Raw genomic sequence first — 25,742 nt, 5'->3', positions numbered from 1 at the left:
TTTAACCTTGCCTTTGACTCTGGTAATTTATGCATTTAGAAAATACCTTTGCATGGAATCGCAGATCAAATGAGCTTTAATATCAAAACAATTATCCGCAGAATGATGCCACTCTTCATTCTGACAGCCTTTTTAATCGCTGCGGTCATCCTTATTGGTACCAAACAGGCGCCAGAACAAAAAGCCGACGAAGCACCACTGCCGGTCATAGATGTCACTCAAGTTGAACAGCAAACAGTATCACTTAACCTGCCATCCTATGGCGTGGTCACCCCTAAATACAAAACCCAGTTGGTAACCGAAGTACAAGGGCGCATGCTGTCTATCTCAGCTAATTTCGTTGCCGGTGGCGTTGTTAAAAAAGGCGACGAGCTTGCAGTTATCGAACCATCTGATTACGAGGCTGATTTAATGCAAGCACAAGCGTCGCTTGCTCAAGCTGAAGCGGCATTAGAAGAAGAACGCGCTAAAGGTGAAGTGGCGAAAAACGATTGGAAAGGATATGACGGCGGTGTGCCACCTGAGCTAGGTTTACGCTTACCACAGCTCAAGCAAGAGCAAGCAAACGTAAAATTCCAACAAGCAGCACTTGCCCGCGCTCAACGTAATTTGGAGCGCACTGTTATTCGAGCGCCATTTGACGGCATCATTAAAGCACGTAATGTCGATTTAGGTCAGTATGTCACTTTAGGCACAAATTTAGGCGAGCTATACGATACTCAAATTGCTGAAGTACGCTTACCATTATCAAATAACGATTTAGCCTACCTTGAATCAGTCGATAATCCAGATACCGATGTTAGCCTTAGCGCCGATCTCGCTGGCAAAACCATTACTTGGCACGGACAGATTATCCGTAGTGAAGGCGTCATTGATGCTGAAAACCGTATGGTTTATTTAGTTGCAGAAATCAAAGATCCTTATCTACGTAAACAGCGTGATGAAGGTCAGTTACCGCTTAAATACGGCACCTTTGTTACCGCAGTAATCAAAGGCCGTACCGTTAGCGGTATTGTAAAATTACCGCGCCATTTAGTACGCAACAATCAAGTCACAGTCGTCAACAATGACAATAGTATCGAGCTTAGAGACGTTAATATCGTAAAAAGCGATCTTGAAAACGTCTACATTAAAGACAGTCTTGCTGATGGTGAGCGTATTTCACTGACCAACCTTACTAATGCTGAAAATGGTCAAATTGTGAAAATCTTGGGTGAACAAAGCAATTCATCACAAGATGACGCAACTGAAATAAGTGATGCCGAGCAACTTGCTAATGCAGGAGCTCAATAATGACCACTGAAAGCTCGCAATCAACAAGCGCATCGAATCAAACAGGTATTATTGCTTGGTTTGCCCGCAACAATGTCGCAGCCAATCTGTTGATGTGGATTTTAATCATAGGTGGTCTGTTTAGCACCTTGATCATCAACAAAGAGGTCTTTCCCTCATTTGAGCTTAACTATATTAATATCAGCGTCGCCTACCCCGGCGCCGCACCTCAAGAAATTGAGGAAGGCATTAATATTAAAATTGAAGAAGCCATTCAAGATATTAACGGTATCAAGAAGGTCAACTCTGTTGCTAGCGAAGGTGTAGGCTCTGTCTCAATTGAAGTAGAAGACAGTTATGATCCACAAGATATTCTCGACGAGGCTAAGCTGCGTATCGACGCGATATCGACCTTCCCAGTTAATATTGAAAAGCCCAATATTTACCGAGTCAAACCCGAAAACAACGTAATTTGGATTTCGGTTTATGGTGATCAATCACTACAAGAGATGAAAGAGCTCGCTAAAGTCATCCGCGACGATATTGCCGCACTTCCAGCAGTGACCAAAGCGCAAGTGACTGGCGTGCGCGATTACGAAATAGGCATAGAGTTATCAGAAGATAAACTACGGGAATATGGCCTGACTTTCTCGCAGGTTGCCCAAGCCGTTCAAAACTCATCAATCGATTTACCCGGTGGTTCAATTCGCGCTAAAGATGGCGACATCCTGCTACGAACTAAAGGCCAAGCCTATACCGGCGAGGACTTTTCGCAAATAGTCGTAAGCACCCGTCCAGATGGCAGCCGTATTATGTTGCCACAAGTAGCGACCATTAATGACGGTTTTGAAGAGCGTTTAGAGTACACCCGATTTAACGGTCAACCTTCAGCGATTATTGAAGTGCTCAGCGTTGATGACCAAAACGCGCTGGATATTTCAGAGCAGGTTAAAGCTTATATTGAGCAAAAGCGTGACAGTCTACCAACTGGCGCTAAGTTAGATACTTGGGGAGACTTAACTCACTATCTTGAAGGCCGCTTAAACATGATGTTATCTAACATGTTTTATGGTGCCTTACTGGTATTTCTAATCTTAGCGCTATTTTTAGAAATAAAATTAGCATTCTGGGTAATGATGGGGCTGCCAATTAGCTTTCTTGGCGCCATGTTGTTTATGCCGCTAGAGCCGTTTTCATTATCGATAAATCTATTAACCCTATTCGCATTTATTCTGGTGTTAGGGATTGTCGTCGATGACGCCATTGTCATAGGTGAAAGTGCCTACAGTGAAATAGAAGAAAATGGTCACTCACTCGACAATGTCATTAAGGGGGCTAAAAAAGTCGCCATGCCAGCTACCTTTGGCGTACTGACAACTATTGCCGCCTTCATGCCTATGCTTATGGTATCTGGCCCGCAAGGCATTATCTGGAAGTCTATCGGCATGGTTGTAGTCTTATGTCTGATATTTTCATTGATTGAATCTAAGCTTATTTTGCCAGCTCATTTAGCGCATATGAAACCGCGTAAACCCCGTGAGCAATTAGGCGCTTTAGGCCAATTAAAAGCTAAGCTTAACGATAAGTTACAAAGCTTCATTCACAACTACTATCGCCCATTTTTAGAGCGTTGTATTGTGCAGCGCTATAACGCAGTAGCTGTATTTATCGGTGTATTAATTTTATCTATCTCACTGGTCATCAGCGGCCAAGTGCGCTGGGTGTTTTTCCCTAACCTACCGTCTGACTTTATTCAGGTTAACCTCGAAATGGAAGAAGGCAGCTCAGAGGAAAATACCTTAAAAGTCGTACAAGAAGTGGAAGAAGCCCTCTACGCAATGAACGCTCAAATGGAGCAAGAGCTTGGCTACCCTGTGGTAAAACATAGCTTCATCAATATGAGTTCACGCACTTCAGCGTTCCTATTTGCCGAACTGACTAAAGGTGAAGATCGCGACGTAGATGGCGAAGCAATCGCTAGCGCATGGCGTAAAAATCTACCAGAGCTATTAGCGGTTAAGAAACTGAATATCAATGCCAGCACTAATGAAGGTGGTGACATCTCATTTAGACTAACCTCGAGTAATCTTGAGCAACTGTCAAAAGCATCAGAAGAGTTAAAGCAAAAGCTAAGAAGCTATGAAGGTGTGTATGACATTGCCGACAACTTCTCATCCAGTAGCCAAGAAATTAAACTCAAAATTCGCCCAGAAGCCGAAGCGCTAGGGCTAACCTTGTCAGATCTGGCACGTCAAGTACGTTATGGTTTCTACGGCTATGAGGCACAGCGTATATTGCGTAATAAAGAAGAGGTCAAAGTCATGGTTCGCTACCCATTAGAGCAGCGCCGTACTATTGGCCATCTTGAGAATATGTTGATCCGCACACCAACAGGTGCCGCGGTGCCATTTGCAAGTGTCGCAGAGCTGCAACTTGGTGACTCATATTCATCTATCACCCGTGTTGATGGCCGCCGTGCGATTACCATTAATGCCAATGCTGATACCAACAAAGTGGAGCCGTCAAAAGTGGTCAGTGAAATCCAACAAGATTTCTTGCCACAGTTGCAAGCGAAATATCCACAGATCTCAACCGCATTGGATGGTGGTAGCGCCGACGAGCAAAGTGCATTAATTAGCTTACTGCAAGGCTTCTTCTTTGCGCTATTTACCATTTATGCCTTAATGGCCATTCCGCTAAAATCTTACAGCCAGCCACTAATCATTATGTCGGTGATCCCATTTGGCATGATTGGTGCGCTGTTTGGTCACTTTATATTAGGCCTGAATATGAGTATTTTGAGTCTATGTGGCATTGTGGCACTAGCGGGCGTTGTGGTGAATGACTCGCTTATTCTGGTCGACTTTGTTAACCGTGCCCGCGCCGAAGGCCACAGTATCGTGCGCGCAGCTGTTGACTCAGGTTGCTACCGCTTTAGAGCCATTATTCTTACCTCACTCACTACCTTTGTCGGCTTAGTACCTATTTTGTTAGAGAAGAGCTTACAAGCACAGATTGTTATACCTATGGCTGCATCGTTAGCATTTGGTATTTTGTTCTCGACCGTAGTGACCTTAATTTTAGTCCCGCTGTTGTACATCATTTTAGATGACTTTAGACGTGGATTAAGTCGCTTCTATCACTGGTGGTGGAAGCCAAAGACCGATGAGGTATCGGTATAAATCAATAACGAGGGAGGCTGAGCCTCCCTTTTTATATACCGAGTTCTCGATCCAGCAAACAGATTTAACTAACCGAAACCTATATGCTGTGGCTATACCGTTTATAGATAGGTCTGCCATGGAAGCTCAACAACCCACACTTGTTTACGATATTCGTAATAGCCGCTACCTCAATATCACAGGACGCTGTACCTTACGCTGTCAGTTTTGTCCCAAACATAATGGCAGTAAACAGGTCCATGAGTATCAACTGGATCTCGAGCGTCAGCCTAAAGCCGATGAACTTATTGCTCAGCTTGGTGATGTAAGCCTATTTGATGAATATGTCTTTTGCGGCTACGGTGAGCCCACTCTTAACCTCACAACACTATTAAGTGTGGCCACTGAAATTAAACGCCGTGGCGGTAAAGTTCGCGTCAATACTGATGGCTTAGGTAATCTATTCCATCGACGTGATATCCTGCCAGAGTTAGCACTATGTGTTGATAGCCTATCTATTTCTCTCAATGCCGATACTGAAGAGAGCTACATCAAACACTGCCGTCCTAAGTTGGCTGGTTCATATGCCGCTGTCTTAGACTTTATCGCACTGGCGCCAAAACTCATTAAGCAAGTACAAGTTTCTGCCATAAATGGCCTAGATGGGGTAGATATAGATGCTTGCCGGCAAATCGTCGAGTCTCGTGGTGCGCAGTTTAAACAACGAGAGTTAGATATCGTCGGTTAGGCTAATTTTATCCTAGTTAAAATTGAGCTAGCACTGGTTAGGTAGACAAATCGTGATAGAATATTGGACATAATAACTGTAATAAAATTCGATACATGCTAAGCCGTAATCTACCGCTATTAATCAATGCACAGGGGATCCACTGGTCCCAATCACGTATATTAGCTGTCGCAAGCCAGCTGTGTATGCTGCTGGTGACTGTGATTATTCTGACTAATATCATCATCACTCTAGGTGAGAGACGTTTGCAGGAAGACTGGGCTACGCAACGCTATAGTGAATTACAAGCAGTAGGCGCATTAATCTCAGATAAAGTCACTTTTCAGCAATTTAGAACCCAGATGTTTGCCAAGTCTGAGTTATTAAAACAATATCTTGCCTTACCTTCAGCTGAAAACCAGCAAAAACTACTGAGTAACTGGGACACCTTAGTAAACAATGTGCCTGAGCTATTAGGTATTGCTCTTTATGATCCCCAAGGACAACATAGATTTGCCAGCACTAATGATTTTGGCAAACAAAGTTTACCGTCAGCCCTACTCGGCACTGCCCGCAATATGGGCGGCAATGAAATCTACACTTCTCCACTTGAGTTTACGCCGATTAATGGCCAACTTGAGCCCTATATGTATCAATTTGCTTGGTTAGAAAACCCAGATCAGAGCGTACGCGGCTATCTGGTAACCTATAACTCGATGGCTAAAATGCTAAGAAGTATTAAGCCTGCATACTCCAGTGAACAAGCACCATTAATGATGCTCGATACTCAAGGCTTACTTTATGCGGGCGCTCAGACAAACGGTAATGTCAGCCGCTTACCTGAAACCATGGGCGGTAGCTTAAAGCTATCTTATCCGGCGCTTTGGCGTAAAATGTCGATGAGTAACTTCGGTCAATTCCATGGTGATGTGGCCACCTTTGTGTACCTAAAAGTCGAGCTAACGACCCAGTATGAGACCCGCCGAGAATATTTCTTGGTGTCATATATTAAGAATGATGAGATTGCCGCCAAGTTCTCCCAATGGCGTAACATTCTAATGGGTGGTGCAACAGTACTAACCCTGCTTACCGCTTTAGTCATTTTACTCACCCATTTATACCGCTTAGTTCAGCGTTCACGTGAGTTTAGTATCTATATGACTAACCGATTATTCGACTCTGATGAGGGTTGCATTATTGCCAGTGATACCGGCCGGATTGTCATTGCTAACAATACCGCTTCAAAGCTACTTTCCCAGCCAATAGACGAGTTAGCAGACCGCAGTTTGCAGCGAGTCTTAAAGATGGATGACGATGAGTACGCACTTTTCTTGAGCCAAATGCAAACCGATAAAGAGTGGCGTGGTGAACTGCAACTCGATGCAGATTTAAATAACTGGCTCGCGATCCACACACGCATAGAGATCGGCGCGGACGATAAACGTCGCTATATGCTGGTTACCTTTGAAGATATCACTGAGCTTAAGCAAATTCAGCAGCAAGCCGTACTTTGTCGCTTATTAAATGATGTACCTATGGCCAGTGTGTTAACTGACGCCAAAGGCCTTGTATTAAAAGCAAACGATGCCTTCAATCAGCTTTTAAAAATTGAGGACAGCACCGCACTTAACGTTAGCGCACTATTAAGTGATGAGTTTAACCAACAGTGGCCACAAATTGCACAACAGTTACAGATCCAAGGTTGCTGGAAAGGGCAAGTATTTGTGGTACTTGGTCATATGCCAGATCAATATTTACAAGCAACAATCAAAGGCCATTTAGATGCAGCAGGAGAGCTTGAATATATTCATTGTAGCTTTGAGCTTTCAGAGCAAAGAACCTTAGTTAGAGACAATGGCAGCTTAGTACCCAAACGTAGCACCATTTTTAATCATAAAGATGACTTAGAGCGTTATTTCAATAACTTGTCGCAAAAATGCAAAGACTTTTCCAGCTTGTTGATGATCGATATTAGTGCTGAGGGCATGCTCAGTCATATGAGTGATCTTGGTCAGCTAGAGTCTCGCCAAAAAGAGGTGGAAATCCATCTGCTGCGCGACCTGCCGCATCGCTATCAGATGTCTCATTGGCAACTTGGCAAACTCATTATCGTGCTGCCTGATACCAACTCAGATCAAGCGCATTACTTTGCCCTAGAGAGTCTAAATAAACTCAATGAAAACGGCTTAGGTGACGGGATCTGTATCGGTATTGCATCATATCAAGCTGGACAAGAGCTAGAACAGCTAATCGCCAATGCAGGGGTTGCACTTAAGCGTGCCAAGCAAACAGGTGATCAGAATATCTGCCAAGCTTACACCCGCTTTGATAGCTAAAAATGACTTAACAACAGCAAAAAGGCCCGTTCACGGGCCTTTTGTCTATCAAGTATTCAACTTATCTGCGAGTTCATCCTTGAATGGCTCATCCTCCATGTTTTCAACCCCTGAAGGCAGATCGCTTTCAATGATCTCAATGATGGCAGAACGGTTCATAGTGATTTTATAACGCGCATATTGTGGCGCTTGCTTGCCCTCTTTCAGCACTAAAACAAGATTCACTTGGTAACGGCGCTCAACGGATTCATTACTGATCTTGCCATCATGCTCTTTATAGATCTTATCTTTTCCACGCTCTAAGTTACGTGCAAACGGCACAAAACTAAAGTTCACCTGCTCTTGAATCGTTGAGTAACCCGACAAGAAATCTTTTTGCGATACCCGAGTCTGAATGCCGTAATGCAAGATCTCTGCGTCTACTTTATTCTGGCTATGCCGCTTAGTAATAATCTCAGCTACGGTTTTTGGCAGCTCTTTCTTGCGCATAAATTCGAGCCAAACTAACTGACGTGCAATAGTCGTTTTGCTGGTTGTATCACTTAATGCACGACTCCAACGCGGGCGGCCTTTTTGGATGATTCGCCATAACGCATTACGGATATCATCTTTAAAGATCTCACGAAAGCCATAAATCACCGCTAAGGTTAGTACTAACGCTATGGTCAAGCCACTAAAAAAGCCCTGAGCCTTAATAATCAGCGCCGAGACCACTAACATCACCATAGCAGTGGCAATACCTGTGGTCATTTTCTTTAGGCCAACACCTAAGGTTTTTAAATCTTCTTTAAGTACCACACCTTGTTGAATAAGCCGTCTTAACAACAGCATCTTATTGGCAATACGGTTAGGATCTTTAACCGTTTGCGATGAGTTATAGTTACGCTCTTTACGATAGGCTGCTTCCGCCCGACATAAGTTCAATACTCGGTCATTAATCTCATTAAAGTCGCTAGTGCGCGGCGCATGAGCCAACAGTTTTAGTAACCGCTGCTCACAAAACCAAGATAGATAGTTATCGGCATTCTCAAAGTATGACTTCCACTTTTCATCACTAGGCTCGTTACGTCTAAAGCGCTTAAGTAAGTGCACCACCTGCTCGCTTAACTCATCAAGTGCACTATAAAACAGCTCAAAGTCTTCAACTTGTCCCAGCTCTTTGCAGTCAGTTTCAATGGCAACTGCAAATTGATAAGCGAATAAGTTTAGGTACAACCTAAACTCTTCCACAGTGCGCTTTTTCTGGCTAGCAAACCGGCTTTGCACCAAAGGAAGGTGAAGTCCCGACGAGTAATAAGAACGACGTCCAGTAATTGATGAATGATAATATTCATCTTCATTGAGACTTTGCGGATTGATCCCCATCTCTTTAGGCAGGAAAAAGTACAGATCTAATTTACGGTTATCGCCCGCTTCCATCTGATGTAGAAACTTAATCGACAATGACTCTTCTTGCTTAATTCTGACTTTAGACACAGACACCTTATTTAATCGAATAACATCAAGTGATGTAAAATGTTATAACTCTAATGACTAGATGGTGAATGCAGCGTTTGACCCTATATAAAGACGGAGTTTGCTGCACACTAATAAGAATACTTTATCTATAATGCTTTTACATAGCAGTTTAATTGAGTAGCGCAGATGACTCGGCGCTATAGTGCGTAAGCCGTTGAACCAATGCATTAGGCCAACGGCGGATATTGAAACAGTTTACACAGCAGAAATTACAGAAGTTACTTAATTTTGCACACCCATAAGCTATTGCCAGGCTCGATTTGAATTGTCACCATACCTGCCGCTTTATTCATCTCTAATACCTTGACTAAAAACGGCTCGCTATCGTTATCTTCAACCATGTATTTCGCTAGCGTAATAGCCTCTTGTAGGCTTTCACTTGGGGCAGCTTGCAATAAACCTTTAGCGTATTGACCCGCAGACAAATCTATTGCGTAAGTCAAAATTGGCGCTTTAATCTTTTCTACAGTTCCCACTGCGCTAATCTTATTGGTAAGCTTATCACCTTGGTAATAGCTCATTGATACGTTTACACCACGGCCAGTATTCTCGATGTGTAACTGCTGGCTATCCTCAAAACCACTACCAACCCGATAAGCACTGGCTATACAGTGCAAACTGGTATTTCTATCATCATCCACAGTATGATCAAGAAAAATACACATAGCAAAAATCAAGGTTAGGGTCGCTAATATCGGCGTTGCCTTAAAACCCGCAAAAGGATTTTTCTTCATTAACTTACTCACAAATGCCTGCCTCTTTTAGCCAAGCATCATCAATAAAGTGCCAATCTTCACCCACATTTTTCACTTTTAGATTGGCACAGGCTTTACCATCATCAGCTAAGTTATTCATAACAAACTCAAGCTTGTTGCCGTCATTTGACGGCGCCACATAAACCCGTTGCCATTTAACCTGCTTACAATTAGCAAGCTTTAACGCTAACTCTTTCACTCGAGTGTGATATTTATCTTTGTCTTCATCTAAACCATAAATCGGCACTAAGATTGATTCAGTCCCTTTGATAGCCACTTTATCAGGCATCGAAAGGCTAATATCGGAAGTTGTTGTCAGGTTCATTGCTAAAAAGATAATAAGTAAGATCCCAAGAATTAAGCAAAGCAGATAATTTTTTATCGATATGCCACTTAACGCACAGGTTAGCATTGGTTTTGCTTTGGCTTTGGCATGCAGCAAGTAACCTTGCTTAGTGATATTCTCTATCCAGCTTGCATGCTCACGCCCCAAAAAGCGCTTAATGTTGTTCACTGCCGTAGCAATATCTTGATGGCTAACCTTTTTAGGGAGGAATTGATCACACATCGATTCTGTAGACACTACTTGACCACGTGCCTGCATCAGCTGATGCAGCACTAAGTATTCTATGTCTGATAATTTGAATGATGATACTGATTCGGAGCGAGTATGGATAAGCTCTCTTAACTCGAGGTCGAATCGATATGGACCTATATACACGTTAACAACTCTAACAAAATAACTGAGCAACAGTTTACTGTTATTCTTTGCCTGAGTCCGCGATTTAATTAGCGTTTAGCCGAGCTGTTGCCACTTTCGTGAGTTCTCGCACATAAATGTTATCAATTTTAAAAACTTAAAAGAAACAAACCGATACGATTGAAAACAAAAGGTTGCAAAACGCATTAAAAACAAACAGATGCAAAACTAAAGCGAATCACAAACAAAACAAAAAGGCATCTTATCGATGCCTTATACTCATTAACATTTACAGTTAACCATTAAGTGTCAAAAAATGAACAGTTACCGCCTTGAGCTTGTTAACAATTTTAAAATGCGTATAACAATGTCATGTTGGTTTCAGTATCTGTACTTTTCTTATCATCTAGCGGTGAATCGTTATAACGCACAATCACGGCAAATTTCATTGCTAATGCACCAATTATATTGGCTGTGATTGATGTTTCAGAGCGACCTTCAAAGCTATCACCGTAATCGGCAACAAATAACTGACTAAAACGCGAACTGTCACTAATGTCATAAGTAAACTTCATCGCACCGTGAGCCACAACGCTATCTTCATTATCATAGCCCAGTATTGCTCTTTGTTCGTCATCTAGCTTTTTATAGATATAACCTGGACCAATTTCAGCGCTAAGGAACATATCACCGCTATCGATAAACTTATGACCATAACCCGCAGATGCTACCGCTTTATAATCGTAACCAGTAAACGGGTCGACTTCATAGTTAGCCGTGATATACATATAGTTCTTTTCATCAAACTTATAATCACCTTGAACGCCACCATAGTATCGCTTTGCAGTGACTTCATCGGTATCTTCTTTATATAAGCCTTCTAATAGGTAAACGTTTTCCCAGTTACCTAGCTCTTGCATCATCTTAAGGCGTGCTTTAACTGAAGAGGTATCAGTGTTACCTGTGGTTAGTGTCGCACCTAACTCAGCCTCACCTGCAAAAGTCTTATCACCTTCAACAAAGTCAGCTCCCGCCTGCGCAGCAAAAGGAGTTGCCAGCACCACGGCCATAGCTGTAAGCATTTTTTTCATATTTATCGTACTCCGTTCACCAAGTTCCCTAAAAATCGGCGCAATATTAACATTTAAGACCCAAAATTGAAAATGTTGCATACAAGTCGATAAATAAAAAAATACCTGCACTAGGCAGGTATTTTTAGCATTAAAATGCGTACTAACGTAACAGTGTCAGTTACTTGATTTGTGGATCAAGTTCGCCAGACTGGTAAGCTTTGTACATAGCTTGAAGTGACTTAGGCTTGATCTTAGAGCCCATGCCCGCACAACCAAACGCTTCGTAACGAGTCGTACAAATATCAGCCATTGCTTCCATTGACGCTTTTAAGAATTTACGAGGGTCGAATTCAGCTGGGTTTTCAGCTAGGAACTTACGTACCGCACCTGTTGATGCTAAACGTAGATCGGTATCGATGTTAACCTTACGCACACCGTGCTTAATGCCTTCAACGATCTCTTCTAATGGTACGCCGTAAGTTTCAGGGATAGCACCACCGTATTGGTTGATGATCTCTAACCACTCTTGCGGTACAGAAGACGAACCGTGCATTACAAGGTGAGTGTTAGGGATCCGTGCATGGATCTCTTTGATACGGTCGATACGTAGCACGTCACCGGTAGGCTTGCGGCTAAACTTATACGCGCCGTGGCTAGTACCAATTGCGATTGCTAATGCATCAACGTGTGTGTCAGCAACAAAGCGTGCCGCTTCTTCAGGCGTAGTAAGTAGTTGGTCGTGGCTAAGTACGCCTTCTGCACCAACACCGTCTTCTTCACCTGCCATACCTGTCTCTAGGCTACCTAGACAACCGATTTCACCTTCAACAGACACACCACAAGCGTGAGCAAATGCAACGGTGCGACGAGTTACATCAACGTTGTACTCGTATGACGCAGGTGTTTTACCGTCAGCCATTAGTGAGCCGTCCATCATTACTGATGACATACCAAGCTGGATAGAGCGCTGACAAATATCAGGATCTGTACCATGGTCTTGGTGAATACATACAGGAATATCTGGATACTGCTCAAGTGCAGCTGCCATTAGATACTTAAGGAACTGAGGACGTGCATACTTACGTGCACCAGCAGATGCCTGAACAATAACAGGGCTGTCTGTTGCTTCAGCAGCTTGCATAATTGCACGCATCTGCTCAAGGTTGTTCACGTTAAACGCAGGAACACCATATCCGTGTTCTGCTGCGTGATCTAACATTTGACGTAGGGAAATTAAGGCCATTTTTTACTCCAATAATAGGGTGAGTCGCCTCACCAAGGTCACTATCGTTTGGATGGATTTTTATGCTCTAACGTTGTCAGTATTACAAAAAGACTAACGCTACAGCGGTTACTTTTTCAGTTTGAGTATTTTGCACAGCGTCATCACAGCTTTTTTATAGGCTTGTTATTGTTGCTGTTATACGCCGTTTACAGCACTATTTTTGTTGGCGGCTAGTGTAACCCCGACAAATGTCGATTTAAAGCCCGCCAACAAACAGTTTGGTAATTATTTTGTAAGCTTGCGCCTAATTTGTAATAAATTACTGACCACGGCTTTCAAGCATAGCAACTGCTGGTAGTTCTTTACCTTCTAAAAACTCAAGGAAAGCACCGCCACCTGTTGAAATATAAGACACTTTGTCAGCAATATCATATTTGTCGACTGCTGCAAGAGTGTCGCCGCCACCAGCAATAGAAAATGCATTTGATTCTGCGATGGCCTGAGCAATACGCTTAGTACCTTCACCGAATTGGTCAAATTCAAATACACCTACAGGGCCGTTCCATACAACTGTGCCAGCATTTTTGATGATTTCAGCCAAGGCTTCAGCGCTATCAGGACCGATATCAAAAATCATATCGCTATCAGATACGGCGCTAACATCTTTTAGTGTCGCAGCGGCTGTAGGGCTAAATTCGCCAGCTACAACAACATCTGTTGGTACTGGAATATCACCACCACGGCTTTGTGCATTGGCAACGAGGCGCTTAGCCTCTTCAATAAGGTCAGCTTCATAAAGTGACTTACCCACTTTGTGGCCTGCTGCAGCAACGAAAGTGTTAGCAATGCCGCCACCCACTACAAGTTGGTCAACCTTAGTTGAAAGGCTTTCAAGTACCGTTAGCTTAGTTGACACTTTAGAGCCACCAACAATTGCAACCATTGGGCGAGCAGGGTTATCAAGTGCTTTACCCAGCGCTGCAAGCTCACCTGCAAGCAGTGGACCTGCACAAGCGATTGGCGCATGAAGGCCTACACCGTGAGTAGATGCTTGAGCGCGGTGCGCGGTACCGAATGCATCCATTACGTATACATCACAAAGTGCAGCCATCTTCTTAGAAAGTGCTTCGTCGTTTTTCTTCTCACCTACATTAAAACGTACGTTTTCGAACACAACCACTTCACCCACAGCCACTTCAATACCATCAAGGTAGTCAGCTGCTAGACGCACATTGCAATCAAGTGCATTCGTCAGGTAATCAACCACAGGCTGCATTGAGAACTCGGCATTGAATTCGCCTTCTGTTGGACGACCAAGGTGTGACATCACCATTACTGCAGCGCCTTTTTCAAGTGCTAGCTTAATCGTCGGTAGAGATGCGCGTAGACGTGCGTCGCTCGTCACCACGCCGTCTTTTACAGGTACGTTAAGATCTTCACGAATAAGCACGCGCTTACCTTGAAGATCAAGATCTTGCATATTAAGAATCGCCATGTTTATGCTTCCTTACTATCTAAGTTAAAGTTAAAAATTAAAGTTAAATTCTAAAGTAAAAGCTTGTTCAAACAGCTAAACCGCTGACGGGGTCAGGCTCAGCAAGACTCAGTCAGCATCAAAATGGGTTAACCCTTATTGCGCTTCGCGTACTGCGCGGATCATCTCTAAACTGGTATCGAGCATGCGGTTAGCAAAACCCCACTCGTTATCGCACCAGAGTAATAACTTCACTAAATGACCATCACTGACTCGGGTTTGAGTGCCATCGACAATGCTCGAGCGTGGATCATGATTAAAATCGCAAGAGACTAAAGGCGCATTAGTAAAACCAACAACGCCAGAGAAAGAGCCTTCAGTTGCTTGTTTAAGCACTCGGTTAACTGTATCGATGTCGACGCGTTTATTAAGCGTCACGGAAAGATCGATTGCTGTGACATTAACCGTAGGCACCCGCACAGAGATGGCTTCAAACTTGTCTTTCATGTGCGGCAAAATACGCTCGATACCACGGGCAAGTTTGGTATCAACCGGGATAATCGATTGCCCTGCAGCACGGGTTCGACGTAAATCATCATGGTATGCATCAATAACCTGTTGGTCATTCATTGCCGAGTGGATTGTGGTGATGGCGCCACTTTTAACGCCAAAGTGTCTATCTAAAACATCAATCACTGGCACGATGCAGTTAGTGGTGCAAGAAGCATTGGATACCACAGTATGCTCAGCTTGCAATAATAGGTGGTTCACACCATAAACTATGGTGGCATCAACATCATGGGATGATGGATGGCTGATGAGCACTTGTTTAGCGCCTGCTTTTATGTGCGCCTCACACTCATCTCTACTGTTAATGACGCCCGTCGCTTCATAAACAATATCTATACCTAACTCTTGCCAAGGTAGGTTTTCAGGATCCGGCTCATGCAACAGCTTGATGGCGTCATCGCCGATAAGCATATGCTGATCTTCGAGCTTTACCTCGGTATGGAAACGACCATGGGTGGTGTCGTACTGAGTTAAATGAAGCATCGCTTCTGGTTTTGCCAACTCGTTAATCGCCACAATCTGAATGCGATCGCGCTTTGCAGATTCATACACAGCACGAAGAATTGAGCGACCAATGCGGCCGTAGCCATTTATAGCGACTCTGATCATGTAAGCTTAATCTTCCTTTAACAGCTAGTTGGTGATACAACAACGGCCTACCTCAATAGGTAAGCCGTTGTATCATAAAAGTTTAAGTTTAAACATACTTAAACAAATATTCTGTATCGTTGAGCGATAGCGCGATACATCAACTAAATTTTTCGGTTGTAAAACTCGAATGACTTGCCGATGTATCGCTTGCTTTAACATGCTAACCGATTATAGAGCGTTAGCAGTTGCAACAACGTTTTCAACCGTGAAGCCGAAGTGCTTCATCAAGTCGCCGCCTGGAGCAGATTCGCCGAAGGTAGTCATACCAACAACAGCACCACCAAAGCCAACGTACTTGTACCAGTAGTCAACATGAGCCGCTTCAATTGCAACACGCTTAGTTACAGCACTTGGTAGTACTGATTCTTTATAAGCTGCGTCTTGCTTGTCGAACTCGTTAGTTGATGGCATAGAAACCACACGTACTTGCTTGCCTTGCTCAGTTAATGCAGCAGCAGAATCAAGTGCTAGCTGTACTTCAGAACCTGTTGCAATAAGGATTAGATCTGGCGTGCCAGCGCAATCACTTAGTACATAACCACCTTTAGCTACGTTTGCTAACTGCTCAGCAGTACGTGCTTGTGCTGGTAGGTTTTGACGGCTAAATACTAGCGAGGTAGGCGCGTTACGACGCTCAATCGCATTCTTCCAAGATACTGCAGTTTCTGCCGCATCACATGGACGCCATACGTTCATGTTTGGTGTCATACGTAGGTTAGCTAACTGCTCAACTGGCTGGTGAGTAGGACCATCTTCACCTTGACCGATAGAGTCATGGGTGTAAACGAAGATGTTTTGAATGCCCATTAATGCTGACATACGAACAGCGTTACGTGCGTACTCCATGAACATCATGAAAGTTGCGCCGTAGTTGATGAAACCACCGTGAAGTGATGCACCGTTCATGATACCGCTCATACCAAATTCACGTACGCCGTAGAAAATGTAGTTACCAGCAGGATCGTCTTGGATACCTTTAGAACCAGACCAAAGCGTTAGGTTAGAACCCGCAAGGTCAGCTGAGCCACCTAACATTTCAGGTAGGATTGCACCAAATGCACCAATCGCATTTTGTGATGCTTTACGGCTAGCAATACCTTCAGCTTTATCTTGGCACTCTTGAATGAAAGCTTGTGCTTTTTCTTCAAAGTCAGCTGGTAGCTCACCCGTGATTACGCGGCGCTTGTATTCTGCAGCCAATTCTGGGAAGGCAGCTTCATAAGCAGCGAACTTCTCATTCCAGCTTGCTTCACGAGCAGCGCCCGCTTCTTTAGCATCCCAACCCGCATATACGTTTTCAGGGATCTCAAATGCAGCGTGGTTCCAACCTAGGAATTCACGTGCAGCAGCGATTTCAGCATCACCTAGTGGCGCGCCGTGACAGTCATGGCTACCAGACTTGTTTGGAGAACCGAAACCGATAGTGGTTTTGCAGCAGATCATTGTTGGCTTGTCAGTAACTGACTTAGCTTCTTCGATAGCTGCGCGAATCGCGTCGCTGTCGTGACCGTCTACGTTAGCAATTACGTGCCAGCCGTAAGACTCAAAACGCTTAGGCGTATCATCAGTGAACCAGCCTTCTACGTGACCGTCGATAGAGATACCGTTGTCATCCCAGAATGCGATTAGCTTACCAAGACCTAGAGTTCCTGCTAATGAACATGCTTCATGAGAGATACCTTCCATCAAACAGCCATCACCTAGGAAGCAGTATGTGAAGTGATCAACGATGTCATGACCAGGCTTGTTGAACTGTGCAGCCAATGTCTTTTCAGCAATCGCCATACCTACTGCGTTACTGATACCAGCACCTAATGGACCAGTGGTGGTTTCAACACCTGGTGTGTAACCGTATTCAGGGTGACCTGGTGTTTTAGAGTGAAGCTGACGGAAGTTTTTCAACTCTTCCATTGGCAATGCATAACCTGTTAGGTGTAGCAAAGAGTAGATAAGCATAGAGCCATGACCGTTAGAAAGAATAAAGCGGTCACGATCAACCCAGTCAGGGTTGTTAGGGTTGTGCTTTAGGAAATCATTCCATAGCACTTCAGCAATATCAGCCATCCCCATTGGTGCACCTGGGTGACCTGAATTGGCTTTTTGAACAGCATCCATGGTCAGTGCGCGGATTGCGTTTGCGAGTTCTTTACGAGATGACATGCTCTCTCCTGCTTGTTTTTGAGGTTTTGAGGCTTAGATTGAGTGAAAGGCGGTAGCTTTATAGCCACTCTCCCTCCACACACAAATTAGGGAGCCATATTTTCGCCTACTAGGCTGTAGGACGCAAATTTAATTCACCAACAATTAAAAATATTGTTACTTACAACCAGCTTGAATAAAGCTTGTACAATTTTAACTAAGCTAATATTAGTGCTTAAGTTTATCCTCGTTGCTGTTTAGCGCTGAAATCGAAGCAAAAAAGCTAAATTTTTATCTTTTTTTGTACAGAACACTGCTTAGCTTAATCTGTAAATCAGTAATAATTACAGCTAGATAGACGTAATCATAAATTACATTCATGATGCACCTATAAAATAAATAGCGCGAGAGACCGCACAAAATTTAGCGAAGGGGGTGTTATCAAGGCCATTTTCCACTAGAATAGCCGTCTAGATGTAGATACTTCTACATATTCGAATTGTATAAAGACGAGATTTTCCATCATGGCAAAGCACTTGTTTACCTCTGAGTCGGTCTCAGAAGGTCATCCAGATAAAATCGCCGATCAGATTTCTGATGCGGTACTTGACGCAATTTTGGAGCAAGATCCAAAAGCTCGTGTAGCATGCGAAACTTATGTCAAAACTGGCATGGTTATGGTTGGCGGCGAAATCACCACTTCTGCTTGGGTTGATATCGAAGAGATCACCCGTAAAACAGTACGTGACATTGGCTACACTCACTCAGACATGGGCTTTGATGCAGATTCTTGTGCAATCCTAAACGTGATTGGTAAGCAGTCTCCTGACATCAACCAAGGTGTTGACCGTGCTGATCCTAAAGAGCAAGGCGCTGGTGACCAAGGTCTAATGTTTGGTTATGCCAACAACGAAACTGACGTATTCATGCCTGCACCTATCACTTACTCGCACATGCTAGTAAAGCGTCAGTCTGAAGTACGTAAAGACAAAACATTGCCTTGGTTACGCCCAGATGCGAAAAGCCAAGTTACTTTTGCATACAACAGCGACGGCAGCATTGCTGGTATCGATGCGGTAGTTCTATCTACACAGCACAGCGAAGATGTAACTCAAGCAGACCTAATTGAAGGTGTAATGGAAACCATCATCAAGCCAGTATTACCGGCTAAATGGTTATCTAAAGACACTAAATACTTCATCAACCCAACTGGCCGTTTTGTTATCGGTGGTCCAGTAGGTGACTGTGGTCTAACAGGTCGTAAGATCATCGTTGACACATACGGTGGTATGGCGCGTCACGGTGGTGGTGCTTTCTCTGGTAAAGATCCATCAAAAGTTGACCGTAGTGCAGCATACGCAGCACGTTACGTAGCGAAAAACATCGTTGCAGCTGGCCTAGCTGACCGTTGTGAGATCCAAGTGTCTTACGCAATTGGTGTGGCAGAGCCTACATCAATCAGCATCGAAACTTTCGGTACTGCTAAAGTTGCTGAAGAGCTACTAATCGATCTAGTACGTCGTCACTTCGACCTACGCCCATACGGTCTAACAGAAATGTTGAACCTAGCTCGTCCAATCTACCAAGCGACTGCAGCATACGGTCACTTTGGTCGTAACGAGTTCCCATGGGAAGCAACAGACAAGGTTGACGCACTACGCGCTGACGCTGGTCTGTAATCGTTATCGATTGCTAAGGCGTTGCTGGTTCAACGCTAATAAAAACCGCCTAAGGGCGGTTTTTTTATGTCTGGAACATTTATGACGAGTTGCCATGGACGGCAAACAATCGTCGTTGTGTCTGCTATTAGCAATATTAAGTTGTGTATCAGAGTGACACAACTACGCAAGACGCCATTAACTCATCCCTGAGGGCTTAACCGCAGCATCCCTGCTGCGTATACTTGCTTCATTTGTATCACTCTGATTACTATCAATGTACAGCATAATATTTCCAGCTCTATACAGACTAAGAATGAGGTAGTTACACAGTGCAATTAACTTGGTTAGCGCCTGATGAGCGTATCGAGGTGAAGAAGTTCTATCGTAAGCACCTGCCTTATGCACGCTTGTTGCAGAAAGAATCTGTCTGCGTGTTAACCCAAGGGAGCTGCACTTCGGCTAACGACGCTGAACTATCTTCTTCTGGCGCCTCTTGCTCAAGCATTACTCTTTCTAAAATCATTGCCAGTGCCCGTATTCGACCTATTGGCCAGTTAGCCATTTTAACCGGCATGTTGGTGCATCCCGATTTTCGTGACCAAGGTGTTGGGCATCAGTTGATGCGAGAACTGGCATCCGTTATTTGTGATGGCAAAACTTACATTTTTGCCCTAGCCCATTTAGAAGGGTTTTACACACAACATGGGTTTAGCGCTGTGACATCAGCACCCAATGATATTGCGCAGTTGTTTTTGAAGTATCAGGGGGATGATGAGAGGTTGGTGTTAATGGGATTTACTGGTGCTATTGAACGATAGCTGTCGTTTTATTTGAGGCCTTACGGCCTTTGAAGCAATCAAACTTCGTTTGATAAAGGTCGTGAGCTTCCAGCTCACACTCGGGCAAAAGGGGATCAACAGCAATCCCCTCTTGCATCTCCCCTGCCGCCCCAACGGAGTTGTTGATCCTCAGTCATTTTCGAAAATCGCTATCGCCTCATATTCGCCATCCATGGCTCACCTGAGGCTATCTCGGCATCCATGCCTCGCTCACGCGATTGTCTTCAATGACCTCGGCAACTCCGATGGGGACAGGTGTTTTCTGTAAGTTTTGTGACTAACTTTTGCCCCTAAATCATTTTCACTACAACAAGAGTTGAGTAGCAAATTTGAACCTTTGTTAGTAGAAAACCTAATATGAAAGCTCATGCATAGCCTCATCTTTACACTAGCTGTACATATAAACAGTTATAACAAGCATTGTGAATTTTCAGCATTATTTTGGTGTAAGAAGGAAAACAATTTAAAGTTAACAACTGCTAAGTGGCTGTTAAAAAAGATTTCTCCCCAATAGTTAAATCAAATCTCGTCACAAATAAGTAAATTCTGGTTTTCACCATCAGAAGAGTCAGTAGTCTCACAAGACGGCACCCATTAAGGCATTGATTAAAAAGACATCTACGGTTACCTTGTTCGCATAGGATTAACTAGGCTAACTGTTCTTATTCGGAATTCAGCCTAATACACTGTTATATTCGCAGGGAAGACTGGTTGTGCGTTTCATATATTTAATTATTATTCTACTTCTATCTTTTACTGCACAAGGAAAAGAAATGCAGTACCCCAATGATGAAAATGGTCAAGTATTACAAAACATGCTTGAACGTGGCGTAAACCTAAATCGAGAATATGAAATTGATTTCTTCCATTTATTTAAAGATGAAGAATCAGCTGTAAAAATGGCCTATGAAGTAGATAATTCATATGAAAATATCAAAGTCGCCATTTATACAAATGAAGTTTCAAAAGGCTACGATGTTTATGTCTCGGTTATTATGGAGCCAACACCCGAAAACATCACTCATGTGGAAAGCACATTTGCAGAAGTAGCAACTAAATACGGTGGAAAAAGTGATGGTTGGGGATTTGAAAGCGAATATAACAAGAGCATAAAGTGAAGGGACTGCTAACGCTTGGCTCGGTTCCGCTTCGCTGCACAAGTATAGCCAAGCATTATCAGCCCCTTATGCGGGCGTTATAACTCACTATGAAATATGCGATCTTTTTAACATTGGTGATAATCTGCGCTTTTGCACAGGCAAGCTCTCCAGTTGTGTTAACTCCAAATGAAATAAATATTTCAGGTGGTTTTCAAGGCAATCACAATTACACGTTAACAGCTAAAAGAGGCTCAAATTATTTAGATGAAATGACAGAGTTCGAACTCATCATAAATAATGTAAAAATGGAGTTGTCTGAAAAATCGTTTGAGGGATTTAAATCTCCTAATTTAAATAATATAGGCTTAGTTTATTCTAACGGTCTTAATTTAAGAATAAACGGCGAGAAAAAAGCTGATATACCTTCATCCTATAGCCTTTATATACTATTTGGTGAAGAGGTTGACTGCGAGCCTAGCAGTGAAACCTCGAACTTAGTACAAAATGAAGTGGAGTTTGTTCTCCTCACAAGTGGAAAAGTGCAATCAAAAAAAATTACGGTGGCTTGTGAGTTATAACAAGCCAATTAATCAGGACAAATAACAGTTGGTTTTTGCTCCTGCGTCGCTTATTTTAACCAACTGTTATTTGCCCATTATTGGGGCGTTATGTTTCCCTTAGATTATGGATGAACTTGAAATTAACGGCGTAGTGCCCGAGCTAAATGGTAAAGCACTAAAAAAATTGATAGTGCAGGAGTTCTGGTATGATGGCATCTGTGAAGAAGTGGCCAATGTCGTCTATCTCAACGTCGACAATACTTGGTATCGACTTTACTTTGATTGCGGCATTGTTTTCTGGCGTCAAGATATTACTGACTTCGAAAATGAGCACATAATTAAATTTGATGAAACCGTATATAAGTTTCGTGACCTAGGAAATGAGTTGAATATTGCGGGGTCACAAATAGTATCTTGTGAAACGAAAGCAATTGAAAATGGGACTAAGGTTACTTTCAACCTGAATGGTAGATCGAGCATAGCCTTTAAATGTATAGGTGATGATACGAGTTGGGAAACATAACAAGTCAATAATGGCATGGACGAAAAACGCATGGCTTGCGCTCCTTCGTCGCTAATTATAGCCATGCTTTTATGCGCCCCATATTGAGGCCTTAGCGCATATCTGATTGCCATAACTAAAAGCTATCAGCTCATTACAAACCCACAGAAAACGCCTATTCCCCATCGGAGTTACCGAGGTTATTGAAGGCTCTTGTAAACATTAGCCGCATGAGCGAGGCATGGATGCCGAGATAGCCTTAGGTGAGCCATGGATGGCGAATATAAGGCGATAGCGATTGTCGAAAATAACTGAGGATCAACAACTTCGTCGGGGCGGCTGGGACTCTTTATAAAAGAAAGGGTCAAGAGGGGGAAGCTGTTGTCCCCCTTTTGCCCGGGTGTGGGATGGAATCCCACGATGTTAATTGTTAGACAAAGTCTAACTTAGAAGTCAGGCGTAGCCTGATAGACTTATCAAACGAAGTTTGATTACTAGAAAGCGAACCGTCAGACGCAACCTGACACAACCATTACTGGTTTGCCAAAACCTCTTCCAATTTAAGCCCGGTTAAATCACGAATCGTACGCCATAGATAATAAAACGTGGCCATCATCATCAACATAGATGGCACAGCAATCATTGGGTAACTGTATAAACTCAACTCCCCCAACTGCTCATTAAACTCAGGGGTGCCTGTTGGGCTGGTCACGATCCACTTTGCCAATATGTAATTCATCGTGGCCGAGAACGCAAATGAGCCTGCAACCATATAGGTAGCATTCATGAGTCGCTTTTCAAACGCCGCCATACAATTGTTCTCTTGTAAGCGCTGCATGATCTTATCTACGTCCATCACCGCAGGATTAAAGACCATAGCTTTGATTAGTGGCTTAGAAGTAAAGGTCGAAATAAGCACGGCAATACCGATAACCGCTGGAATCGCTGCTTCTTTGATTGCTAACCACTTCAGATCAAGTTCCAGTAAACCAATACCGCCGGTTAGCGCCACATTGGCTAGGCCAAGCAAGGCGATAAAATTAAATTTTCTGTATTTGATAAGCTCAAAAATACCCCAGCCTAATGGAAAGCTTAACGCCAACATTAAACCACCACTCGCACCTAGCTGAGCATCACCACTTAACTTCATTAAGATAAAAGCGGGAATGGCGATACTTACTAACAGATCAACCATAGGCCGAGGTTTATGTGTCGATGTACTACTCATATGTTGTTTTCCAGGCGAAGCATACAAGCTTCGAAAAGTGTAAAAATTAAAACCAGTGCTCTGATCCTAGACTAGCGGCTTTATAATGCCAGCATTGACGCTAGATAACGTACAAGGGCGTAAAAATACCTTGTTCTGCCGCTGGTGTCACTCTTGAGCAGTCATAGTTGCGAGTCGGGTTTATCAAACTTCAAAACTTAGATTTGAGTTAGCCCCCTATCACTGAAGCATCCTCTAACTGCTCTCAGCCACAACAACCAATAATCGAATATGGCGACATGCTAGCAGCAATGTAAACGAGCTAACTCGTAGTTAATTTATCACTCATACCTATGTTATGGTGTCATCCGCATTACAAATGGAACAGTAAAAGCCAAGGGAAGTACACCATGAAATGGAAGACATGCATTAAGGCGCTATTTATTACGCCTTTCGCGATAACGCCGATTGCACAAGCCCAACAACCAACAGATATTTTGGGCTTACAATTAGAAATGACACCTAATGAGGTAGTTCAGCTACTAAAGATCCAAGCTAGCTCTAAAGTTACCGTGGGAAACCTCAACAATCCAATACCGACCGACTTTACTGCTGCGGCCGCAGAGATAGCCGACGAATATCAACAAAAGTACTCACACATACCCACAGAGCAACGAGAGCTACTCATTAAGCAAGTTCAACAATTACGTTTAACTAACGAGATTAAAGAGATCTCTTGTTCAGATAAAGCCTGCGATACCGCATTTTTGCAAGCCAACAATATTGTATGGTTTATTGCAAGATTCACCGATGATGGCAAACTTGGCAACCTATCAATCCGCCAAAATGTTGCCAAGCTTAATGCCAAAACTCAAAAGGGTTTAGAGGAAAAGTATCACCCTGAAGAGGTCTGGGGCGATATATCACAACATCGATCCGCCAGTTTAAACCGACTATCAAAAAACGCCGAAAACCTAACGATTAAACTTAAGAACTACCCGAGTGAAAAGCGCATTGAGTATAACCTTTACGACTACAGCTTGTTTGATGATGTCACCACAAAAGAGCAAGCCTTAATCGATAAGTTTGATAAAAGCTTATAGTTAGTGATCAATTGCACTGGGCTATTGCAATAATTGAGCTATAACTAGGTATACCAATCAGAATAAGAAGTTAAACAAGTCTTTATCCTTATTGGTATATTACCTGACATACAACGGAGTCGATATGAAACACTTACTGAAGCTAGTACTGTTTACCGCAACATTAACCATAACAGGTTGTGCTCAGCAAGCTCCTACTGAGCCGCAGAACTTTCTGACTAATGACGGTAATGTCAATATTCTCTGGCAAAACACCAACGACTATACCGATATTGAAGCGACTATTGGCGTGCAATCAAAGTTTGAGCAGTACCTGTTTACCCAGCTTACCCAAGAGCTCGGTAAGCTTGCCAATAAGCATTTAACTGAGGGGCAGCAATTAGATCTCACTGTGACCAATGTCGATCTTGCTGGAGATGTTCAGCCCACTTTTGGTGCCTCAGTAGACGACATTCGTGTTGTCACAGACCTTTACCCACCAAAATTAGATTTCGAGTATACATTAAGCCAAAACGGCAAAGTCATCGCATCTGGAACTGAGAAACTCAGAAATATGAGTTATCTTTCGGATCTGCAGCCATTAAATAACGACACTTTCCGTTATGAGCAAAAATTGCTAATAGAGTGGTTTAAAAAAACAATTAAACCACTGCTATAGTGAAGTTTTACAACAATAAATAGGGCGATAGCTTTTAATAAGCCTGCGCCCTTTTAATGCGTTTTCACACTTTGTAAATAGAAATGCTTGTCAGCACTATCGCGGCTAAACTAAATCCAGCCTCAGCTGGTATTACGTTAAGCTATCGCGACACCATAACTAACAGTGATCAAAGTGTGCATTCTCCATGCACATAAACTCAAGCTGTTGCATAGATAAAATTGGCGGCTGTAGCACCTTAATCGACTCGGGATTAATGTCATCAAGACTCGCTACTTCATCAAGTGAATTACCGTAAGAATTAGTACGACCACAATAAATAAAGTGCTTATGCCAACGAACTAGGTATGCGGTTTGGCTTTTGCCTTCAAAGGTTAGCTGCGCTTCCAAGGCATGGCACTCCTGCCCTTGGGCCGTTAATACCGCGATCACTAATTTGAGGTTATCGAACCCCGAAAGATTAAGGCTAAGGTATGGTTTGAAAATAGCAGCAACAGATGGTGATAACATA

General features: G+C 43.2%; 21 protein-coding genes. 11 read left to right on the top strand and 10 right to left on the bottom strand.

Annotated features, from left to right (window positions below):
- Positions 1–69 precede the first annotated feature (69 nt).
- From L884_RS0101315 to L884_RS0101300, 4 genes are all read left to right on the top strand, one after another.
- On the top strand, positions 70–1,293 hold the full coding sequence (locus L884_RS0101315; protein WP_028765791.1) for an efflux RND transporter periplasmic adaptor subunit: 1,224 nt from the start codon (positions 70–72) through the stop codon (positions 1,291–1,293).
- Positions 1,293–4,454, top strand: a complete 3,162-nt coding sequence (locus L884_RS0101310; protein ID WP_051435486.1) for an efflux RND transporter permease subunit — start codon at positions 1,293–1,295, stop codon at positions 4,452–4,454. The genes L884_RS0101315 and L884_RS0101310 overlap by 1 nt, the downstream gene beginning before the upstream one ends.
- 118 nt (positions 4,455–4,572) lie before the next feature.
- On the top strand, positions 4,573–5,181 hold the full coding sequence (locus L884_RS0101305) for a TatD family nuclease-associated radical SAM protein (RefSeq protein ID WP_028765789.1): 609 nt from the start codon (positions 4,573–4,575) through the stop codon (positions 5,179–5,181).
- Between the two features lie 95 nt (positions 5,182–5,276).
- On the top strand, positions 5,277–7,496 hold the full coding sequence (locus tag L884_RS0101300; protein ID WP_028765788.1) for a PAS domain-containing protein: 2,220 nt from the start codon (positions 5,277–5,279) through the stop codon (positions 7,494–7,496).
- Positions 7,497–7,544: 48 nt separating this feature from the next.
- On the opposite strand, the gene L884_RS21540 is transcribed toward L884_RS0101300, so the two are convergent.
- The 8 genes from L884_RS21540 to tkt all read right to left on the bottom strand — a co-directional run bounded on the left by L884_RS21540 (position 7,545) and on the right by tkt (position 17,622).
- On the bottom strand, positions 7,545–8,972 hold the full coding sequence (locus tag L884_RS21540) for a hypothetical protein (protein ID WP_051435485.1): 1,428 nt from the start codon (positions 8,970–8,972) through the stop codon (positions 7,545–7,547).
- 260 nt (positions 8,973–9,232) lie between these two features.
- Positions 9,233–9,748 carry a hypothetical protein gene (locus tag L884_RS0101290; protein WP_028765787.1) on the bottom strand — a complete coding sequence of 172 codons (516 nt, stop codon included), beginning with the start codon at positions 9,746–9,748 and terminating at the stop codon, positions 9,233–9,235.
- A 4-nt stretch (positions 9,749–9,752) separates the two neighbouring features.
- Positions 9,753–10,490: a winged helix-turn-helix domain-containing protein gene (locus tag L884_RS0101285; protein ID WP_028765786.1), complete on the bottom strand. Its 738-nt coding sequence runs from the start codon at positions 10,488–10,490 to the stop codon at positions 9,753–9,755.
- A gap of 329 nt (positions 10,491–10,819) precedes the next feature.
- Positions 10,820–11,560: a DUF481 domain-containing protein gene (locus L884_RS0101280; protein WP_028765785.1), complete on the bottom strand. Its 741-nt coding sequence runs from the start codon at positions 11,558–11,560 to the stop codon at positions 10,820–10,822.
- A 160-nt stretch (positions 11,561–11,720) separates the two neighbouring features.
- Complete coding sequence (gene fba / locus L884_RS0101275) at positions 11,721–12,785, bottom strand: class II fructose-bisphosphate aldolase (protein WP_028765784.1); 1,065 nt, start codon at positions 12,783–12,785, stop codon at positions 11,721–11,723.
- Between the two features lie 301 nt (positions 12,786–13,086).
- Entirely contained in the window at positions 13,087–14,262 is a 1,176-nt protein-coding gene (locus L884_RS0101270) for a phosphoglycerate kinase (RefSeq protein ID WP_028765783.1), read from the bottom strand.
- 135 nt (positions 14,263–14,397) lie between these two features.
- Positions 14,398–15,420, bottom strand: coding sequence for an erythrose-4-phosphate dehydrogenase (gene epd, locus L884_RS0101265; RefSeq protein ID WP_028765782.1), 1,023 nt, complete (start codon positions 15,418–15,420; stop codon positions 14,398–14,400).
- A gap of 210 nt (positions 15,421–15,630) precedes the next feature.
- On the bottom strand, positions 15,631–17,622 hold the full coding sequence (gene tkt, locus L884_RS0101260) for a transketolase (protein ID WP_028765781.1): 1,992 nt from the start codon (positions 17,620–17,622) through the stop codon (positions 15,631–15,633).
- Between the two features lie 503 nt (positions 17,623–18,125).
- On the opposite strand from tkt, the gene metK reads away from it, so the two are divergent.
- From metK to L884_RS0101230, 5 genes are all read left to right on the top strand, one after another.
- Complete coding sequence (gene metK / locus L884_RS0101255) at positions 18,126–19,280, top strand: methionine adenosyltransferase (RefSeq protein ID WP_028765780.1); 1,155 nt, start codon at positions 18,126–18,128, stop codon at positions 19,278–19,280.
- A 311-nt stretch (positions 19,281–19,591) separates the two neighbouring features.
- Complete coding sequence (locus tag L884_RS0101250; RefSeq protein WP_051435484.1) at positions 19,592–20,080, top strand: GNAT family N-acetyltransferase; 489 nt, start codon at positions 19,592–19,594, stop codon at positions 20,078–20,080.
- A gap of 794 nt (positions 20,081–20,874) precedes the next feature.
- Entirely contained in the window at positions 20,875–21,219 is a 345-nt protein-coding gene (locus L884_RS0101240; RefSeq protein WP_028765778.1) for a ribonuclease E inhibitor RraB, read from the top strand.
- A gap of 89 nt (positions 21,220–21,308) precedes the next feature.
- A complete protein-coding gene (locus L884_RS0101235; RefSeq protein WP_028765777.1) occupies positions 21,309–21,779 on the top strand; it encodes a hypothetical protein in 471 nt (156 codons plus the stop codon).
- A 106-nt stretch (positions 21,780–21,885) separates the two neighbouring features.
- Entirely contained in the window at positions 21,886–22,284 is a 399-nt protein-coding gene (locus tag L884_RS0101230; RefSeq protein WP_028765776.1) for a hypothetical protein, read from the top strand.
- A gap of 511 nt (positions 22,285–22,795) precedes the next feature.
- On the opposite strand, the gene L884_RS0101225 is transcribed toward L884_RS0101230, so the two are convergent.
- Positions 22,796–23,491, bottom strand: a complete 696-nt coding sequence (locus tag L884_RS0101225) for a VC0807 family protein (protein WP_028765775.1) — start codon at positions 23,489–23,491, stop codon at positions 22,796–22,798.
- Between the two features lie 389 nt (positions 23,492–23,880).
- On the opposite strand from L884_RS0101225, the gene L884_RS0101220 reads away from it, so the two are divergent.
- The gene (locus L884_RS0101220) at positions 23,881–24,573 is read left to right on the top strand and encodes a hypothetical protein (RefSeq protein WP_028765774.1); all 693 of its coding nucleotides are present in this window, start codon (positions 23,881–23,883) and stop codon (positions 24,571–24,573) included.
- Between the two features lie 124 nt (positions 24,574–24,697).
- Positions 24,698–25,231, top strand: coding sequence for a DUF3016 domain-containing protein (locus L884_RS0101215; RefSeq protein ID WP_028765773.1), 534 nt, complete (start codon positions 24,698–24,700; stop codon positions 25,229–25,231).
- Between the two features lie 159 nt (positions 25,232–25,390).
- Here L884_RS0101215 and L884_RS0101210 read toward each other — a convergent pair whose 3' ends face one another.
- Complete coding sequence (locus L884_RS0101210) at positions 25,391–25,741, bottom strand: hypothetical protein (RefSeq protein WP_028765772.1); 351 nt, start codon at positions 25,739–25,741, stop codon at positions 25,391–25,393.
- Position 25,742 lies beyond the last annotated feature (1 nt).

The sequence above is a fragment of the Shewanella fidelis ATCC BAA-318 genome (assembly GCF_000518605.1).
GTDB lineage: Bacteria > Pseudomonadota > Gammaproteobacteria > Enterobacterales > Shewanellaceae > Shewanella > Shewanella fidelis.
Note: the sequence above shows the minus strand (reverse complement) of the source record. Positions and strands in the feature narration are given on the sequence as shown.

What these genes read in the sequence shown, in the direction of transcription:
- L884_RS0101315 (WP_028765791.1), top strand. Translation starts at nt 70, where the DNA reads ATGAGCTTTAATATCAAAACAATTATCCGCAGAATGATGCCACTCTTC.
- L884_RS0101310 (WP_051435486.1), top strand. Translation starts at nt 1,293, where the DNA reads ATGACCACTGAAAGCTCGCAATCAACAAGCGCATCGAATCAAACAGGT.
- L884_RS0101305 (WP_028765789.1), top strand. Translation starts at nt 4,573, where the DNA reads ATGGAAGCTCAACAACCCACACTTGTTTACGATATTCGTAATAGCCGC.
- L884_RS0101300 (WP_028765788.1), top strand. Translation starts at nt 5,277, where the DNA reads ATGCTAAGCCGTAATCTACCGCTATTAATCAATGCACAGGGGATCCAC.
- L884_RS0101290 (WP_028765787.1), bottom strand. Translation starts at nt 9,748, where the DNA reads ATGAAGAAAAATCCTTTTGCGGGTTTTAAGGCAACGCCGATATTAGCG.
- L884_RS0101280 (WP_028765785.1), bottom strand. Translation starts at nt 11,560, where the DNA reads ATGAAAAAAATGCTTACAGCTATGGCCGTGGTGCTGGCAACTCCTTTT.
- fba (WP_028765784.1), bottom strand. Translation starts at nt 12,785, where the DNA reads ATGGCCTTAATTTCCCTACGTCAAATGTTAGATCACGCAGCAGAACAC.
- L884_RS0101270 (WP_028765783.1), bottom strand. Translation starts at nt 14,262, where the DNA reads ATGGCGATTCTTAATATGCAAGATCTTGATCTTCAAGGTAAGCGCGTG.
- epd (WP_028765782.1), bottom strand. Translation starts at nt 15,420, where the DNA reads ATGATCAGAGTCGCTATAAATGGCTACGGCCGCATTGGTCGCTCAATT.
- tkt (WP_028765781.1), bottom strand. Translation starts at nt 17,622, where the DNA reads ATGTCATCTCGTAAAGAACTCGCAAACGCAATCCGCGCACTGACCATG.
- metK (WP_028765780.1), top strand. Translation starts at nt 18,126, where the DNA reads ATGGCAAAGCACTTGTTTACCTCTGAGTCGGTCTCAGAAGGTCATCCA.
- L884_RS0101240 (WP_028765778.1), top strand. Translation starts at nt 20,875, where the DNA reads ATGCAGTACCCCAATGATGAAAATGGTCAAGTATTACAAAACATGCTT.
- L884_RS0101235 (WP_028765777.1), top strand. Translation starts at nt 21,309, where the DNA reads ATGAAATATGCGATCTTTTTAACATTGGTGATAATCTGCGCTTTTGCA.
- L884_RS0101230 (WP_028765776.1), top strand. Translation starts at nt 21,886, where the DNA reads ATGGATGAACTTGAAATTAACGGCGTAGTGCCCGAGCTAAATGGTAAA.
- L884_RS0101225 (WP_028765775.1), bottom strand. Translation starts at nt 23,491, where the DNA reads ATGAGTAGTACATCGACACATAAACCTCGGCCTATGGTTGATCTGTTA.
- L884_RS0101220 (WP_028765774.1), top strand. Translation starts at nt 23,881, where the DNA reads ATGAAATGGAAGACATGCATTAAGGCGCTATTTATTACGCCTTTCGCG.
- L884_RS0101215 (WP_028765773.1), top strand. Translation starts at nt 24,698, where the DNA reads ATGAAACACTTACTGAAGCTAGTACTGTTTACCGCAACATTAACCATA.
- L884_RS0101210 (WP_028765772.1), bottom strand. Translation starts at nt 25,741, where the DNA reads ATGTTATCACCATCTGTTGCTGCTATTTTCAAACCATACCTTAGCCTT.